Raw genomic sequence first — 15,493 nt, 5'->3', positions numbered from 1 at the left:
CCAGTGCATTTGTCTCGTGTCAGACCGACTAGGCTCAGTCAATTCCATGCTCGCCCGAGGTCCTATCGATGACTCAAGAACCACTTGTTCGCGAAGCTGAGGTGGCCGCATTTCGCGACGCCGTATTGACCAAACTTACCTATGCAGTGGGCAAGGACCCGGATCACGCCTTTGACCATGACTGGTTTGAAGCCATTGCCCTGGCCGCACGTGATCACATGGTCGAGCACTGGATGGACCACACGCGGCAGATCTACCGCAAAGGCCAGAAGCGCGTTTACTACCTCTCGCTGGAGTTCCTCATCGGCCGCTTGCTCTACGATAGCCTGAGCAACCTTGGCCTGCTCGACGTGGCCCGCGAAGCGCTGACCGAGTTGGGCGTAGACCTGGAGCGCATTCGCCTGCTGGAGCCGGACGCTGCGCTGGGCAACGGTGGTCTCGGTCGTCTGGCGGCGTGCTTCATGGAAAGCATGTCGACACTCGGGATTGCCGGCCATGGCTACGGTATTCGTTATGAACACGGCTTGTTCCGTCAGGCGATTGTCGATGGTTGGCAGCAGGAGCAGACCGAAAACTGGCTGAATTTCGGCAACCCCTGGGAGTTCGAGCGGCCGGAAGTGATTTACCCGATCGGTTTCGGCGGTGGCGTAGAGACCGTGGTCGATGCCAGCGGCAAGACCAGGCAAGTCTGGTCGCCTTCGGAAACCGTGCGGGCGGTAGCCTATGACACGCCGGTGGTCGGCTGGCGCGGCGCTAGCGTCAACACCTTGCGCCTGTGGCGTGCACGGGCCATGGAGGATTTGCATCTGGAGCGTTTCAACGCCGGAGATCACTTGGGTGCGGTGGCCGAAGTGGCCCGTGCAGAAAGCATCTCCCGTGTGCTGTATCCGGCTGACAGCACCGAGGCCGGTCAGGAGCTGCGGCTGCGTCAGGAGTACTTCTTCGTCGCCGCCTCCTTGCAGGACCTGTTGCGCCGTCACCGCAACATGCACACCTCGGTGCTGACCCTGGGCGATCACGCGGCGATCCAGCTCAACGACACTCACCCCTCGATCGCCGTGGCCGAATTGATGCGTCAACTGATCGATGTGTACGACGTGGCGTGGGATGCGGCCTGGCAGATCACTGTCGATACGCTTTCCTACACCAACCACACGCTGCTGCCGGAAGCGCTGGAAACCTGGCCGGTGGGGCTGATGGAGCGGATGTTGCCGCGGCACATGCAGATCATCTATTTGATCAACGCCCAGCACATCGACTCGCTGCGAGCCAAAGGCATTCATGACTTTGACGTATTGCGCGCGGTGTCGCTGATCGAAGAAGACAACGGTCGCCGGGTGCGCATGGGTAATCTGGCGTTTCTGGGTTCCCACAGTGTTAACGGCGTGTCCGGCTTGCACACGCAACTGATGCGCAGCACGGTGTTTTCCGAGCTGCACAAGCTGTATCCGGAGCGGATCAACAACAAGACCAACGGCATTACATTCCGCCGCTGGCTCTATCAGGCCAACCCGGAACTGACGGCGATGATGGTCGATGCGCTGGGCCCGGACTTGTTGGATAACCCGGAGCAACGGCTGATCGGCCTGGAGCCGTTTGCCGAGAAGGCGGCGTTCCGCAATAAGTTCGCCGAGCAGCGTCTGCACAGTAAAAAGGCGTTGGCCTATCTGATTCATGAACGGTTGGGGATCGCGGTTAACCCGGCGGCGATGTTCGACGTGCAGGTCAAACGGATTCACGAGTACAAACGCCAGTTGCTCAACCTGATGCACACCGTGGCGCTGTATCAGGCGATCCGCGCCGAGCCGGAAATCGATTGGGTGCCGCGGGTGAAGATCTTCGCCGGCAAAGCCGCGGCCAGTTACCACCAGGCCAAACTGATCATCAAGCTGACCAACGATATCGCTCGAGTGGTGAACAACGACCCGACGGTGCGCGGCCTGTTGAAGGTGGTGTTCTTGCCCAACTACAACGTCAGCCTGGCGGAGAGCATCATTCCGGCGGCCGACTTGTCGGAGCAGATTTCTACGGCCGGTTTTGAGGCTTCCGGTACCAGCAACATGAAGTTCGGCCTCAACGGCGCACTGACCATCGGCACTCTGGACGGTGCCAACGTGGAAATGAGTGAGCGCATTGGCGTGGAGCACATGTTCATCTTCGGTCTGACGGCGCAGCAGGTTGAGGCGCGCAAGCAGAATCACGAGTTCCACGCTGCGCCGGATATCGCCGCCTCCCATCGGCTGAACGATGTGTTGCAAGCAATTCGCGGCGGTGTGTTCTCCCCGGATGAGCCGTCGCGTTACACCGGGTTGATCGATTCGTTGATCGACTATGACCGCTTCCTGGTCTGCGCCGACTTCGACTCCTACTGGCACGCCCAGGCGCGGGTCGAAGAGCACTGGCACGACTCGAAGGCGTGGTGGCGCTCGGCAGTGCTCAACAGCGCGCGCATGGGCTGGTTCTCGTCCGACCGGACCATTCGCGAGTACGCCACGGATATCTGGAAAGCGCTGGAGTAATATTTTGTAGTAGTTCTGGGCAAGCATTCGTTGGCCTGACAAGATCGCAGCCTTCGGCAGCTCCTACAAGATCGCGTACAACTGCGCTTTTGTAGGAGCTGCCGAAGGCTGCGATCTTTACGGGCTTAGGGATATCGACCATGCAATGGATTTTCATGCTGATAGGGCTGGTGCTGGGCTGGGTGCTCGATGAGTCTTTCGGCGATGCGCTGATTGGCGCATTGATCGGCCTGGGTGCAGGCCAGGCGATGGTGCTCAAGCGCCTGAATTCACAAGCGGACGAGCAGCGTCGCCAGCTGGAACAGGCGCAGGTTGCCCTCGGCGAGGTCGAACAGCGGCTGGCGTTACTGGAAACCCATGGTGTCCAATCAGCTCCGCTCCCTGAGTCAACAACGGCCAGCGAGCCGACCCTTTCTCCTGAAATTGTCTTTGAGCAGACTTCTGAGCCTGGCCCGGCGCCGTTGCCTGTCGCGCAGGACCTGGTCTGGGAATTGCCGCCCGAATTAGAACCGGTACACGCGAGCATCACGCCTGAGCCTGCCGATCTCTGGACCCCGCACCCCAGCGCACCCCAACAACCAGCCGAACCCCGTGGCCCGAATCTGATTGAGCGCGCCATTGCCTCTGCCCGCAACTGGCTATTCGGCGGCAACACCGTACTGCGGGTCGGCGTGGTGCTGTTGTTCTTCGGTCTGGCGTTCCTGCTGCGTTACGCCACCGAAGGCATGGTGGTGCCGATTGAATTGCGTTACGCGGGGGTCGCTGCGGCGGCGCTGGCCTTGCTGGGTCTGGGTTGGTGGTTGCGGCTGCGCAACACCAATTATGCGTTGATCCTGCAGGGCACCGGCATCGCCGTGCTGTACCTGACAGTGTTTGCCGCCATGCGCTTGCACCCGTTGCTCGACCCGACGGCGGCGTTGGGCTTGCTGGTGGCGGTGACGATCTTCTCGGCGATTCTGGCGATCACCCAAGACTCGCTCGCACTGGCCTGCGCGGCGGCACTGGGCGGGTTTGCCGCGCCGATCCTGACGTCCACTGGCGCCGGCAACCATGTCGCGCTGTTCAGCTATTTCGCCTTGCTCAACGCCGGCATCCTCGCCATCGCCTGGTTCAAGGCCTGGCGGCCGCTGAACCTGATCGGCTTCGCTGGCACCTTCGGCATCGGTTTCGCTTGGGGCTTGCGTTCTTACACGCCGGAACTGCTGTGGAGCACCGAGCCGTTCCTGATTGTGTTTTTCCTGATGTACCTTGCGATTGGCTTGTTGTTCGCCCGGCGCAAACTGCTCGAGATGACTGATGCGCCGGAGGATGAAAGCCGAGAGGCGTTGCTGCGCTGGTCGGCTCGCAAGGGTGACTACGTCGACGGCACGATGTTGTTTGGTCCGCCGCTGGTGGGCTTCGGTTTGCAGTTCGCGCTGATCCATCATGTTGAGTTCGCTGCCGCGTTCAGTGCGCAGGCGTTGGGCGTTATTTACATGGGCCTGGCGCGTTTTCTCAGCGGCGGCCGGGCCCTGCTGCTGGCGGAAACCTGCCTGGCGCTGGGGGTGATTTTCGCCAGCCTGGCGATTCCGTTGGGCCTGGATGCGCGCTGGACGGCGGCCGCCTGGGCGGTGGAGGGCGCGGGGATCTTCTGGCTCGGCCTGCGTCAGCATCGGCCGTTGGCGCGAGCGTTTGCCTTGCTGTTGCAACTGGGTTCGGCGCTGGCATTCCTCAGCAAATTGAGCTGGGGCGACAGCAGCCTGCTGGCTGGCTCGCCGCTCGGTGCGCTGATGCTCGGCGTGGCGTTGCTGTTCAGTTTCTACCACTTGCGCAACGCTTCCCCGGAGCAATCCTCGGCCTGGGAACGCAAGGGCTTGCCGGTATTGGCCTGTGCCGGTCTGACGTTCCTTTATCTGCTGGCGCCGTTGTTCTTCTTCACCCACGGCACTGCAATCAGTTGGGCGTTGGCTGGTTTGGCGACATTGTTCGTCGGCTTGCGCCTGCAATCGCGGACCTTCCTGTTTACTGCGTTCGCGGTGCAACTGCTTGGCGGTGTGTTGTTCCTGCTGCGGCTGCAAGGCGCCAGTGGTGAGGCAGCGGCGGTGTTCAGCGCTGGTTGGAGCGGTTTGTTGACCGCTTCGTTGATTGGCCTGGCGCTGATCGGCGGGATGCTGTTCGCCGCCCGCGACGACATGGTGCGCAGTGACGCGCGGTTGCTGCGTGGGTTGTCGGTGGTGTTGCTGGCGGGGTTGGTGCTGATCAATCTGGCGGTGCTGTTCGTATTGCCGTGGCAAACGGCGAGCGCGGTGTGGGCGGCCAGCGGTCTGCTGATCATCTGGTTGAGCCTGTACTTGCAGCAGCGGGTGAGTTTTGTTTTTGGCTTGTTGTTGCAGGTGATCGGCGGCGCGGCGTTCCTGATTGCCGGTCCCGAACTGCTCGGGCCGCTCAGTAGCGAAGGTCTGCGGCCACTGGGCCACAGTGGTTTCTGGACGCCAATGGTGCTCGGGCTGGCAGCGATGGTCGGCGCTTGGCGTTTGCAGCTTGGCAATCATGCCAGCGCGTTTGATGCCTTGAGCTTACGACGTTTGTCCGAGTTGTTGCTGGTGTGGGGCGCAGCGTGGTGGGCACTGGCGTCGATTAGCGAAGTGCTACGGTTTGCGCCGCTGAACCTGCAAGCCACGCTGTTGCTGGGCATCGCGGCGCTGAGTGTTGCGTTGTGGACGTTGTTGTCCCGGCGATTGCAATGGCCGGCACTGGGCGTGCTCTGCACTTTGCTGACTCCAGCGGCGGCGCTGGTGTTGGTCGCAGCCTGGCACTCGCGTTATCACCCGGCGGCGAATATCGGCTGGCTGGCATGGGCGGCGGTGTTCGGGGTGCATTTCATCTCGTTGCGACGCTTGACGCCGATGCTCCCCGCGCGCGTATTGAGCGCTGCTCACGTGCTGGGTTGCTGGCTGTTGATCGGCGTGTTGGCGCTGGAGCTGCGTTACGGCTTGCTGGTGCTGTCCGAGCAGTACAACGCCTGGCGCTGGCTGGGTTGGGCGATCCTGCCAAGCCTGTATCTGGTGCTGATGGCCGCACCCCGCGCGTGGCCGTGGCCGGTGTCGGCGTATGCCCGCGAGTACCGCGTGTACGCCGCACTGCCGCTGGCGCTGCTGATGCTCGGCTGGTTCTGGCTGGCGAACATCGCCAGTGACGGCACCGCCGAACCGCTGCCTTATCTGCCGTTGCTCAATCCGCTGGAAATCGGCCTGCTATTTGCCTTGTTCGGCGTTTATGTCTGGTCGCGCAGTGCGGTCAGCCAATTGGCGAATCGCGCCGGTTACACCGAGCGCGCCACGCAAGTAGTGGCCGGGGTTTCGCTGTTTGCCTTCTTCACCGCGCTGGTGATGCGCAGCGCCCACCATTGGGGTGGTGTGCCGTTTGAGCTGGATGCCTTGCTGGAGTCGATGTTGGTGCAGGCGGGCTTGTCGATCGTCTGGACCCTGATTGCCCTGAGCCTGATGATCGGCGGCCATTTGCGCCATCGTCGGGAAGTCTGGCTGGTCGGTGCGGCGTTGATTGCGCTGGTGGTCGCCAAACTGGTCTTTGTCGAATTGAGTCACCGCGGCGGGCTGGCGCGGATCGTGTCGTTTATCGGCGTGGGCGTGTTGCTGCTGGTAGTGGGCTATTTCGCACCGCTGCCGCCCAAACGTGCCGAACCAACGCCTGGGCCTGAAAATCCGGCTAATGAGTCTGAAGGAGTGTCGTCTTGAATCTGAAGTGGTCGCTGGGCGCTGTTGGACTCTGTGTGGCGTTGTCGGTCACGGCTCAAGAAGCACCGGCAGACTTCACCACACAGGTGCCGTTGAGCCTGAGCGGTGAGGGGCCGTGGTATCGCCTCGATTTGCCGCTGGCAGTGCAATTGAATGCGCGCCAGACCGATCTCGGTGATGTGCGGGTGTTCAACGCTGCCGGTGAGGTGCAGGCCTATTCGCTGGCGCGGGAGCAGGCGCAGAGCCGCGAGAGTCTTGTGGTGAGTGACGTTAAGTGGTTCCCGCTTTACGACTCGGCCTCTGCCCGTGAGGCGGTGCCGAGCGTGCGCGTGCAGTCGAACGCCAATGGCACGCTGGTGGAAGTCCAGCCATCAAATCAGCTCAAGGCTGGCGAAGCAGTACTGCGCGGCTGGTTGCTGGATGCCAGTGCGATCAAGGTGCCGTTGCAGCAGTTGATCCTCGACTGGACCAGCGAGCAGGACGGTTTCCAGCGTTTCAGCATCGAGGCCAGTGACGATTTGCAGCATTGGCAGTCGTGGGGCGAAGGGCAGGTGGCGCGGTTGTCGTTTGCCGACGAACGGGTCGAGCAGCATGAAGTTGGATTGCCGGGGCAGAGCGCGCGTTATCTGCGCTTGCTGTGGAATGCCCCGCAGGCGGCCCCCGTGCTGACCTCGGCGCAACTGCAAAGCGCCAGTTCCAGTTATCTGCCGCAGCCGTTGGTCTGGTCCGAGCCGTTGGCCGGCAGCAGCACCAAGGCCGGCGAATACACCTGGCAATTGCCGATGGGCTTGAGCGTCGAGCAGTTGCAGATTGAGTTAAGTCAGGCCAACAGCCTGGCGCCGGTGACCCTGTCGGGGCGTCGCGAAAGCAGCTTGCCGTGGCAGACCTTGAGCAGCGGTTTGCTCTATCGGCTGATGCAAAATGGTCAGGACGTGGTGCAAAACCAATTGCAGCTGCCTGGCCATGTGGTGCAGCAGTTGAAACTGACCGTCGATGAGCGCGGCGGCGGCTTGGGCGCACAAGCGCCGGCAGTGCGCTATGCCGTACGCTCGACCCAGGTGGTGTTCCTCGCTCGCGGGGCAGGGCCGTACACACTCGCGTTGGGTAGCGCGACGGTCAAAGCGGCGAGCTTGCCACTGTCGACGCTGATTCCCGATGACAGTCCCAAGCGTCTGGCGACTTTGGGCCAGGCCAAGGTCGAGGGTGCGGCGGTGATGACTTCGCAGGCCAGCGCAGTGGCGCCGATTGTCCCAGGCACCCACTGGAAGAAGATCGGCCTATGGGCGGTGCTCTTGCTCGGTGTGGCGGGCTTGGCGGGAATGGCGTTCAGTTTGCTGCGCAAGCCCCCCGTCAAATCCTGAAACTGGCACCAATCTCGCGGCCACATTCCGTCGGTTTCGAACTACGCTCAACCCCGCGCACGAACTCTATTCAGTGAATCTCGTCTGATAAGAGGAATTGCGCGTCGACTCGCGTTAAACTGCGCGGGTTTTTAGCCCCTATTCTTCCGGAGCCTTCCATGTCCCGCGTTACCCTGAGTCGCTATTTGATTGAGCAGACCCGTAGCAACAACACACCTGCCGATCTGCGTTTCCTGATCGAAGTGGTGGCGCGCGCCTGCAAGGAAATCAGCCACGCCGTGTCCAAGGGCGCCTTGGGTGGTGTTCTGGGCAGTATGGGCACTGAGAACGTTCAGGGCGAAGTGCAGAAGAAACTCGACGTGATCTCCAACGAGATCCTGCTCGAAGCCAACGAATGGGGCGGTCACCTGGCCGGCATGGCGTCCGAAGAAATGGACAATGCCTACCAGATCCCGGGCAAATACCCGAAAGGCGCCTACCTGCTGGTATTCGACCCACTGGACGGCTCGTCGAACATCGATATCAACGCACCGGTCGGTACCATCTTCTCGGTGCTGCGTTGCCCGAACGAATACCTGAGCCAGAACGAAGCCTTGAACGAAAAGGCCTTCCTGCAGCCAGGTACCGAGCAGGTAGCCGCCGGTTATGCCATCTACGGCCCGCAGACCATGCTGGTGCTGACCCTGGGTGATGGCGTGAAAGGCTTTACCCTGGACCGTGAAATGGGCAGCTTCGTGCTGACCCATGAAGACATCAAGATCCCGACCTCCACTCAGGAATTCGCGATCAACATGTCCAACCAGCGTCACTGGGAAGCTCCGGTACAGCGCTACGTCGGCGAATTGCTGGCTGGCGAAGACGGCCCGCTGAAAAAGAACTACAACATGCGCTGGGTCGCCGCGATGGTGGCCGACGTGCACCGCATCCTGACCCGTGGTGGCCTGTTCATGTACCCACGTGACAGCCGCGAGCCTTCCAAGCCAGGCAAACTGCGTTTGATGTATGAAGCCAACCCGATGTCGTTCCTGGTTGAACAGGCTGGCGGCGCTTCCACCGACGGTCACCAGCGTATCCTCGACATCAAGCCGGAAGGCCTGCACCAGCGTGTAGCGGTGTTCCTGGGCTCGAAGCAGGAAGTTGAACGCGCCACGGCTTACCACAAGGAATAAACCATGACCGCGCCCTGGCAGCCGTTGCTCGAATGGTGGTTCGGTTTAGCCGACAACCCTAACGATGTAGCGGCGCGACAGGGCACGTTGTGGTTCGGTAAGCGTGACAGCCAGGACCTCGAAGCGCGCAGGCGTTTCGGGGACTTGGTGGAACAGGCACTGGCCGGCGGATTGACCGAGTGGACGCAACGTCCCGAAGGTTGGCTGGCCCTGGTGTTGTTGCTCGACCAGTTACCGCGAATGATCTTTCGCCAAACCCCCCAATCCTTTGCAGGCGACGTGAGCGCTCAGGCTCTGGTGGCGCAAGGCATTGCCGCGGATTTCGATCGGCAACTGCTGCCCATCCAGCGGGTGTTCATCTACCTGGTGTTCGAGCATTGCGAGCATCTTGCGGTGCAGAACGAAGCGATCTCACGCTTTGCCGACTTGCTGGCTCAGCAACCCGAGGCGGATCGTGCGGTGTTTGCCGATAACCTCGATTACGCCGAGCGGCATCAGAAAATCATCGCCCGGTTTGGACGGTTTCCCCATCGCAACGAGATTCTTGGGCGTGAGAGTACGCCTGAAGAGCTGGCGTTTTTGAGTGGGCCCGGGTCGCGGTTTTAACGAGCGGGCTGATCTCACGCGTTCACGTGTAAAAGTCGTTTCATCAACAGCGTTGGCAGGTTTTTTCGTGTTTCGGCAATGATGTGGATGTAGACCGTTTTGTCTCGAATCTCATAAATGACCCGGTTCATCCCTGACAGGACTTGCCGATACTGGCCTATATTGAGTCTCTCGATTTCTTCCGGAATTGAGCCCGCACAAGGCTGTGTCGCCAAGTGACGGATGGCTGCCTTCAACGTGGCATAGGTGTTTTGCCATGTTTGGGCAGAGAACTGTTTGGTGATATAGCTTCGGAGCTCTTTGAGGTCTATTTCTGCGGACTGAAGAATGACGACAGTGAAGCTCATTGATGATCAGCCTCGTCCAGTTCTGCGAAGACGTCCTCCGCACTCCGAAATTTGCCTTCCTCAATTTCACGGTTGCCCATTGCCAGTAGCTTAAGAAGGGCCATTGTGTCTTCTTGCTCTTCGAAGCTTTTCACATCCATGACCACCAGTTTTGCTTCACCGTTTTGGGTGATCACCAAGGGTTCACGGCTTTCGGTGATCGTCTTGACGATTTCGGCGGTATGGCTTTTCAGGTAGCTGATGGGTTTGATTTGAGAGGAAAGCTTCATGAGATCGATCTCCTTCTGGTGGGTAGGACTGAGTTTAGTCTTAATTCAGTCCTTCGTCAGTTTCACCAGACAGGCGCACTCAAAGTGCGCCGCGTGGTTTTAAATCCTGAAACTACCCACCAACTGCTTCAACCGCGCCGCTTGCTGCTCAAGATCGGCACACGCACGCAAGGTCGATTGCAGGTTCTCCACGCCTTCCTGGTTCAGGGTGTTGATCTCGGTGATGTCGACGTTGATCGACTCGACCACGGCGGTTTGTTCTTCGGTAGCGGCGGCCACTGACTGGTTCATGCCGTCGATTTCGCCGATGCGCTGGGTCACGCTGCCCAGGCGCTCGCCGGCCTGGTTGGCGATGCCGACGCTGCTTTCGCTCTGACGCTGACTGTCGGTCATGATGGTGACGGCCTCACGGGCGCCGACTTGCAGCTCTTCAATCATCTTCTGCACTTGCTGCGCTGAATCCTGGGTGCGATGTGCGAGGTTGCGCACTTCGTCGGCAACGACTGCGAATCCACGTCCGGCCTCACCCGCGCGAGCGGCTTCGATCGCGGCGTTGAGGGCCAGCAGGTTGGTCTGCTGCGAGATGCTGGTGATCACTTCGAGAATCTGCCCGATGTTCACCGTGTTGCTGTTCAACGTTTCGATGTTGCCGCACGAGTCGCTGATTTTTGCCGACAACTGCTGCATCGCCGTGATGGTTTTATCCACCACTTGCTGACCGTCTTCAGCCAGGCTGCGGGCGTCGCTGGAGTGTTGCGAGGCAAGGGCGGCGTTCTGGGCGATTTCCTGGGCGGCAGCGCCGAGCTGATTGATTGCCGCGGCTACGCTGCTGGTGCGCGAGGCTTGCTGGTCGGAATTGAACATCGACGAGTTGGAGGCGCTGACCACTCGCAGGGCGACTTCGTTGACTTGGCCGGTGGCTGACGCCACTTCACGGATCGAGGTGTGAATACGCTCGACGAAGCGGTTGAACGAGGTGCCCAGCGCCCCGAATTCGTCCTGGCCATGAATGGTCAGGCGTTTGGTCAGGTCGCCTTCGCCTTCGGCGATGTCATGCATGGCGCGGCCCATGGTCAGCAGCGGTTGCATCAGGACGCGGATCAGCATGCCGAGCAGCGTGATGATGATCACCACGGCAATCACCATGGCGATGATCGCCGAGGTACGGAACTCGCTGAGCATCGAGAACGCTGCGTCCTGGTCGAGCACCAAGGCCACGTACCAGTCAGCCGACGGCACGCCGTTGATGTGGGTGAACGAGATGAATTGGCTCTTGCCGTTCACCTCGACTTCCTTCATGCCGGGGCTGATCTTCGGTGCGCCAGCGGGATAGGCCTCGGCGAGGCTTTTAAGCACCAGTTTGCTGTCCGGGTGAATGAGGATCTTGCCATCGGCGCTGACGATGAATGCGTGGCCGTGGCCGCCGAAGTTCAGCGAGTTGATGATGGCGCTGATGCTGCTCAGGTCGATGTCCGCACCGGCGACGCCGATCATCTGGTTCTGATGCTGCACCGGGGTGGCCAGGGTGACCACCAGCTTGCCCGAGGACGCGCCGATGTAGGGTTCGGTCACGATGGTCTGCTGCGCGCTGTTGGCGGCTTTGTACCAGCCACGGGCGCGTGGGTCGTAGTCCGCCGCACGATTGGCGGTCGGAACCGAGAACATCACGCCGTCGGCGCTGCCGAAATAGCTCAACTGAAAGTTGCTGGTGTAGGCCGGGAGGCCGACGGCGCGCTTCAGACTGTCCGGCGCCGAGCCGTCCACGGCCACTTGCTGGGCCAGCGATTGCAGCAACTGAATGCGGCTCTCCAGCCAGGTCTGGATGTTGCTGGTGGTCAGGCTGCCGAGTTCCTGCATTGAGGATTCGGTGCTGCTGCGCAGGGTTTGGCGCTGACGGTAGTCGTTGAACAGAATGAAACAGGCGAACGCTACGGCCACCACAAGGGCGGCGGCGAGCAGGATCTTGTGGCTGAACTTCATGTTTCTGGTCATTTAGAGGCACTACCGCGGGAGGACTGGTCAACAAAGGAGCGTCAAATTGCCACAGGGCTTGGCGCTGCCTCTATGTCGACCGGCCAGCGCCAAAGATTAGGCGGGTTTTACGAAAACCGACGAAATGCCGGTCTGTGCGAAAAAAGTGCCTGATTTTTGGACGGAATGTCGATTTAACCCTTCAAGAAATACCCGGTGCCGGTGGGAACCAGAAGGGGGTTTTCTCTTCTAAGCTTCTGGTTGGCAGCCATGCCTTCCCCTTCACCAGGAGTTACACCATGTCGCTGCGATCTATCGCCTTGTTGTCGTTTTGCGTGCTGTTGGCTGCGTGCAGCAAGATCAACCAGGAAAACTATTCGAAACTGTCGACGGGCATGCCCAAGGCCGAGGTCGAAACCTTGCTGGGTAAACCTGCTGATTGTTCGGGCGCGTTGGGCATGTCCAGCTGCACCTGGGGCGACAAGAACAGCTTTATCAGCGTGCAGTACGCCGGTGACAAAGTGCTGATGTTTTCCGGGCAAGGCCTGAAGTAAACCGGGGCCAAACGCCCACGGGAGAAAAATAATGATGCGGTTAGTAATAGCTCTTTTGGCGGGTCTGTTGTTGGCCGGCTGCGCCACTTCTGGCGATGATTCGCTGGCGCCGAAAACGGTCCATAGCGTCAACCTCAAGCGTTACCAGGGTAAGTGGTACGAGTTGGCGCGCATGCCCATGTACTTCCAGCGTAACTGCGCGCAATCCGAAGCCCATTACACCCTCAAGACCGACGGTGACATGGAGGTGTTGAACCGTTGCCTGACCCCTGAGTGGAAATGGGAGGAGGCCAAGGGCACGGCAACGCCGCAGATTCCCGGTAAGAACGACAAGCTGTGGGTGAGTTTCGATAACTGGTTTACCCGCTTGTTGCCAGGCGTGACCAAGGGCAATTATTGGGTGCTGTATGTCAGCGATGATTACCAGACCGCGATTGTCGGTAGCCCCAATCGACGCTACCTCTGGCTGTTGTCACGCAAGCCGGAAGTCAACACCGATACTCGCGAGGAACTGCTGAGCAGGGCGCGTCAGCAGGGTTATGACACCACACGCCTGATCTGGCGGGTGTCGGACACCAAAATGGCCCAGACCTCGAAATAAACAAAAAGATCGCAGCCTGCGGCAGCTCCTACAAAGTTACGTAGGAGCTGCCGTAGGCTGCGATCTTTTGCTTTTAGCCGAGCAAGTCGCGCAACACTTGAGTGAAGGCACGGTTACTGTTTTCTTCGCCCGCGTGATGCCCGTCGCGCACCACCCACTTGCCGTTTACCAGCACGTCGCGCACTTGGCGGTCGCCACCGGCAAACAACCAGCGGTTCAGAATCCCGTCGCCACTGGCGGTGGCCAGGTAAGGGTCGTTGCCGTCGAGCACCAGCCAATCGGCGCGTTTGCCGACTTCCAATGCGCCAATCGGCTGGCCCAGTGCCTGTGCGCCACCGTCGAGTGCGGCGTCGTACAGGGTGCGCCCGACCATCGGCTGATCGGTGCCATACAAGCGGTTACGTCGCTGATCGCGCAGGCGCTGGCCGTATTCCAGCCAGCGCAGTTCTTCCACCACGCTCAACGACACATGGCTGTCCGAGCCAATGCCCATGCGCCCGCCCTGGGCGAGGAAGTCCACGGCCGGGAAAATTCCGTCGCCCAGGTTGGCCTCGGTAGTCAGGCACAAACCGGCGATGGCGCGACTCTTGGCCATCAAGCTGACTTCTTCCGGATTGGCGTGGGTCGCGTGGACCAGGCACCAGCGCTGATCGACATCGGTGTTTTCATACAGCCATTGCAACGGACGGCGACCACTCCAGCTCAGGCAGTCGTCGACTTCCTTTTGCTGCTCGGCGATGTGGATGTGCACCGGGCAGTGTTTGTCGCTGGCTGCCAGTACTTCGCTGATTTGCTGCGGCGTGACCGCCCGCAACGAGTGGAAGCACAGGCCCAGTTGTTGCGCCGGTTGTTGCGCCAGCAGTGGCTGCAAGCGTGCTTGCAGCTTCAGGTAGTTTTCCGTGCTGTTGATGAAGCGTCGCTGACCTTCATTGGGCGCCAGACCACCGAAACCGGAGTGGCTGTAGAGCACGGGCAGCAAGGTCAGGCCGATGCCGGAGGCGCTGGCTGCCTGACTGATTTGCAACGACAGTTCGGCCGGATCCGCGTACGGATGGCCGTTGTGGTCGTGGTGTACATAATGGAATTCGGCGACCGAGGTGTAACCGGCCTTGAGCATTTCGATGTACAGCTGACGGGCGATGATCCCGAGTTGTTCCGGACTGATTTTTCCGACGAGGCGATACATCAAATCGCGCCAGGTCCAGAAACTGTCGTTCGGATTGCCCGCCACTTCGGCCAACCCGGCCATCGCCCGCTGAAAGGCGTGCGAGTGCAAATTCGGCATGCCCGGCAGCAGCGGACCGCTCAGCCGTTCGGCGCCTTCAGCGCTGGCATCGGCCTGGATGTGGGTCAGCAGGCCATCGGCACTGACCTCAAGACGTACATTGTTAGCCCATCCATTAGGCAGTAGCGCGCGTTCGGCAAAGAAGGCGGACATGGTTCAGCACCCCATCGTGTGTTATTTGTATATACATATACAGACGTTTGCCTGCTCGGTAAACTCCGGCAAGCTAGGGTCTGTTGACGTTGGGTGACGAACCGCGGTCGTCACCCAGCGTCAACAGACCCATCACTTTCATCAACGAACAAGGATTTCCTGTGCCGACTCCGCCTGCAGTCTCACCGCTGAGTGCCAATCTGGGCGACAGTCCGGCGCCCTTGTACGCTCGCGTCAAACAGATGATCACCCAGCAAATCGACAGTGGAAACTGGCCGCCGCACTACCGCGTGCCGTCAGAAAGCGAGCTGGTCAGTCAGTTGGGTTTCAGCCGCATGACCATCAACCGCGCCCTGCGCGAGATGACGACTGACGGCCTGTTGGTGCGCATGCAGGGCGTCGGCACCTTTGTGGCCGAACCCAAGAGCCAGTCCGCGCTGTTCGAAGTGCATAACATTGCCGACGAAATCGCCTCCCGTGGTCATCGCCACACGTGCAAGGTCATCACTCTGGAAGAAGAGGCCGCCGGTTCCGAGCGCGCCCTGGCGCTGGACATGCGTGAAGGCCAGAAGGTCTTCCACTCGCTGATCGTGCATTTCGAGAACGACATTCCCGTGCAAATCGAGGACCGTTTCGTCAATGCCCTGGTCGCGCCGGAATACCTCAAGCAAGACTTCACCCTGCAAACGCCTTATGCCTATCTGAATCAGGTTGCGCCATTGACCGAAGGCGAGCACGTGGTCGAAGCGATTCTTGCCGAGCCTTCCGAATGCAAGTTGCTGCAGATTGAAAAAGGCGAGCCGTGCCTGCTGATCCGTCGTCGGACCTGGTCCGGGCGTCAGCCAGTGACGGCCGCTCGTCTGATCCACCCCGGTTCCCGTCATCGTCTGGAAGGGCGGTTCCATAAATAAAGAGCCATCAATA

12 protein-coding genes and 1 pseudogene are annotated in these 15,493 nt (G+C 60.3%); 8 read left to right on the top strand and 5 right to left on the bottom strand.

Annotated elements, in window-relative coordinates; translation table 11 throughout:
* Positions 1-68 precede the first annotated feature (68 nt).
* The 5 genes from BLL42_RS12375 (at position 69) to BLL42_RS12355 (ending at position 9,389) form a co-directional block, all read left to right on the top strand.
* Complete coding sequence (locus tag BLL42_RS12375) at positions 69-2,519, top strand: glycogen/starch/alpha-glucan phosphorylase (protein ID WP_071552355.1); 2,451 nt, start codon at positions 69-71, stop codon at positions 2,517-2,519.
* Positions 2,520-2,659: 140 nt separating this feature from the next.
* Complete coding sequence (locus tag BLL42_RS12370) at positions 2,660-6,253, top strand: DUF2339 domain-containing protein (protein WP_071552354.1); 3,594 nt, start codon at positions 2,660-2,662, stop codon at positions 6,251-6,253.
* A complete protein-coding gene (locus BLL42_RS12365) occupies positions 6,250-7,614 on the top strand; it encodes a DUF3999 domain-containing protein (RefSeq protein ID WP_071552353.1) in 1,365 nt (454 codons plus the stop codon). The genes BLL42_RS12370 and BLL42_RS12365 overlap by 4 nt, the downstream gene beginning before the upstream one ends.
* 158 nt (positions 7,615-7,772) lie before the next feature.
* Positions 7,773-8,783: a class 1 fructose-bisphosphatase gene (locus BLL42_RS12360; protein WP_071552352.1), complete on the top strand. Its 1,011-nt coding sequence runs from the start codon at positions 7,773-7,775 to the stop codon at positions 8,781-8,783.
* A 3-nt stretch (positions 8,784-8,786) separates the two neighbouring features.
* Complete coding sequence (locus tag BLL42_RS12355; RefSeq protein WP_071552351.1) at positions 8,787-9,389, top strand: DUF924 family protein; 603 nt, start codon at positions 8,787-8,789, stop codon at positions 9,387-9,389.
* 14 nt (positions 9,390-9,403) lie between these two features.
* Here the strand turns inward: BLL42_RS12355 and BLL42_RS12350 are convergent, their stop codons facing one another.
* From BLL42_RS12350 to BLL42_RS31055, 4 genes and pseudogenes are all read right to left on the bottom strand, one after another.
* Positions 9,404-9,736, bottom strand: coding sequence for a type II toxin-antitoxin system RelE/ParE family toxin (locus BLL42_RS12350; RefSeq protein ID WP_071552350.1), 333 nt, complete (start codon positions 9,734-9,736; stop codon positions 9,404-9,406).
* Positions 9,733-10,005 carry a type II toxin-antitoxin system Phd/YefM family antitoxin gene (locus BLL42_RS12345; protein ID WP_071552349.1) on the bottom strand — a complete coding sequence of 91 codons (273 nt, stop codon included), beginning with the start codon at positions 10,003-10,005 and terminating at the stop codon, positions 9,733-9,735. Before BLL42_RS12345 ends, BLL42_RS12350 begins: the two co-directional genes overlap by 4 nt.
* 99 nt (positions 10,006-10,104) lie before the next feature.
* On the bottom strand, positions 10,105-10,869 hold the full coding sequence (locus tag BLL42_RS31060; protein WP_408004030.1) for a methyl-accepting chemotaxis protein: 765 nt from the start codon (positions 10,867-10,869) through the stop codon (positions 10,105-10,107).
* 93 nt (positions 10,870-10,962) lie between these two features.
* Positions 10,963-11,985: pseudogene (locus BLL42_RS31055) on the bottom strand (HAMP domain-containing protein); the annotation flags it as partial.
* A gap of 290 nt (positions 11,986-12,275) precedes the next feature.
* On the opposite strand from BLL42_RS31055, the gene BLL42_RS12335 reads away from it, so the two are divergent.
* Complete coding sequence (locus tag BLL42_RS12335) at positions 12,276-12,530, top strand: hypothetical protein (RefSeq protein WP_007933963.1); 255 nt, start codon at positions 12,276-12,278, stop codon at positions 12,528-12,530.
* Between the two features lie 31 nt (positions 12,531-12,561).
* The gene (locus tag BLL42_RS12330; protein WP_071552347.1) at positions 12,562-13,131 is read left to right on the top strand and encodes a lipocalin family protein; all 570 of its coding nucleotides are present in this window, start codon (positions 12,562-12,564) and stop codon (positions 13,129-13,131) included.
* Between the two features lie 73 nt (positions 13,132-13,204).
* Here the strand turns inward: BLL42_RS12330 and BLL42_RS12325 are convergent, their stop codons facing one another.
* The gene (locus tag BLL42_RS12325) at positions 13,205-14,569 is read right to left on the bottom strand and encodes a formimidoylglutamate deiminase (RefSeq protein ID WP_071552346.1); all 1,365 of its coding nucleotides are present in this window, start codon (positions 14,567-14,569) and stop codon (positions 13,205-13,207) included.
* Between the two features lie 242 nt (positions 14,570-14,811).
* Here BLL42_RS12325 and hutC point away from each other — a divergent pair, with 242 nt between their 5' ends.
* Positions 14,812-15,480 carry a histidine utilization transcriptional repressor HutC gene (hutC, locus tag BLL42_RS12320; RefSeq protein WP_236721995.1) on the top strand — a complete coding sequence of 223 codons (669 nt, stop codon included), beginning with the start codon at positions 14,812-14,814 and terminating at the stop codon, positions 15,478-15,480.
* The last annotated feature ends 13 nt before the right edge of the window (positions 15,481-15,493 follow it).

This window comes from Pseudomonas frederiksbergensis, from assembly GCF_001874645.1.
GTDB lineage: Bacteria > Pseudomonadota > Gammaproteobacteria > Pseudomonadales > Pseudomonadaceae > Aquipseudomonas > Aquipseudomonas frederiksbergensis_B.
This window is presented reverse-complemented; position numbering and strand designations above follow the sequence as displayed.

What these genes read in the sequence shown, in the direction of transcription:
- BLL42_RS12375 (WP_071552355.1), top strand. Translation starts at nt 69, where the DNA reads ATGACTCAAGAACCACTTGTTCGCGAAGCTGAGGTGGCCGCATTTCGC.
- BLL42_RS12370 (WP_071552354.1), top strand. Translation starts at nt 2,660, where the DNA reads ATGCAATGGATTTTCATGCTGATAGGGCTGGTGCTGGGCTGGGTGCTC.
- BLL42_RS12360 (WP_071552352.1), top strand. Translation starts at nt 7,773, where the DNA reads ATGTCCCGCGTTACCCTGAGTCGCTATTTGATTGAGCAGACCCGTAGC.
- BLL42_RS12355 (WP_071552351.1), top strand. Translation starts at nt 8,787, where the DNA reads ATGACCGCGCCCTGGCAGCCGTTGCTCGAATGGTGGTTCGGTTTAGCC.
- BLL42_RS12350 (WP_071552350.1), bottom strand. Translation starts at nt 9,736, where the DNA reads ATGAGCTTCACTGTCGTCATTCTTCAGTCCGCAGAAATAGACCTCAAA.
- BLL42_RS12345 (WP_071552349.1), bottom strand. Translation starts at nt 10,005, where the DNA reads ATGAAGCTTTCCTCTCAAATCAAACCCATCAGCTACCTGAAAAGCCAT.
- BLL42_RS31060 (WP_408004030.1), bottom strand. Translation starts at nt 10,869, where the DNA reads ATGTTCAATTCCGACCAGCAAGCCTCGCGCACCAGCAGCGTAGCCGCG.
- BLL42_RS12335 (WP_007933963.1), top strand. Translation starts at nt 12,276, where the DNA reads ATGTCGCTGCGATCTATCGCCTTGTTGTCGTTTTGCGTGCTGTTGGCT.
- BLL42_RS12330 (WP_071552347.1), top strand. Translation starts at nt 12,562, where the DNA reads ATGATGCGGTTAGTAATAGCTCTTTTGGCGGGTCTGTTGTTGGCCGGC.
- BLL42_RS12325 (WP_071552346.1), bottom strand. Translation starts at nt 14,569, where the DNA reads ATGTCCGCCTTCTTTGCCGAACGCGCGCTACTGCCTAATGGATGGGCT.
- hutC (WP_236721995.1), top strand. Translation starts at nt 14,812, where the DNA reads ATGATCACCCAGCAAATCGACAGTGGAAACTGGCCGCCGCACTACCGC.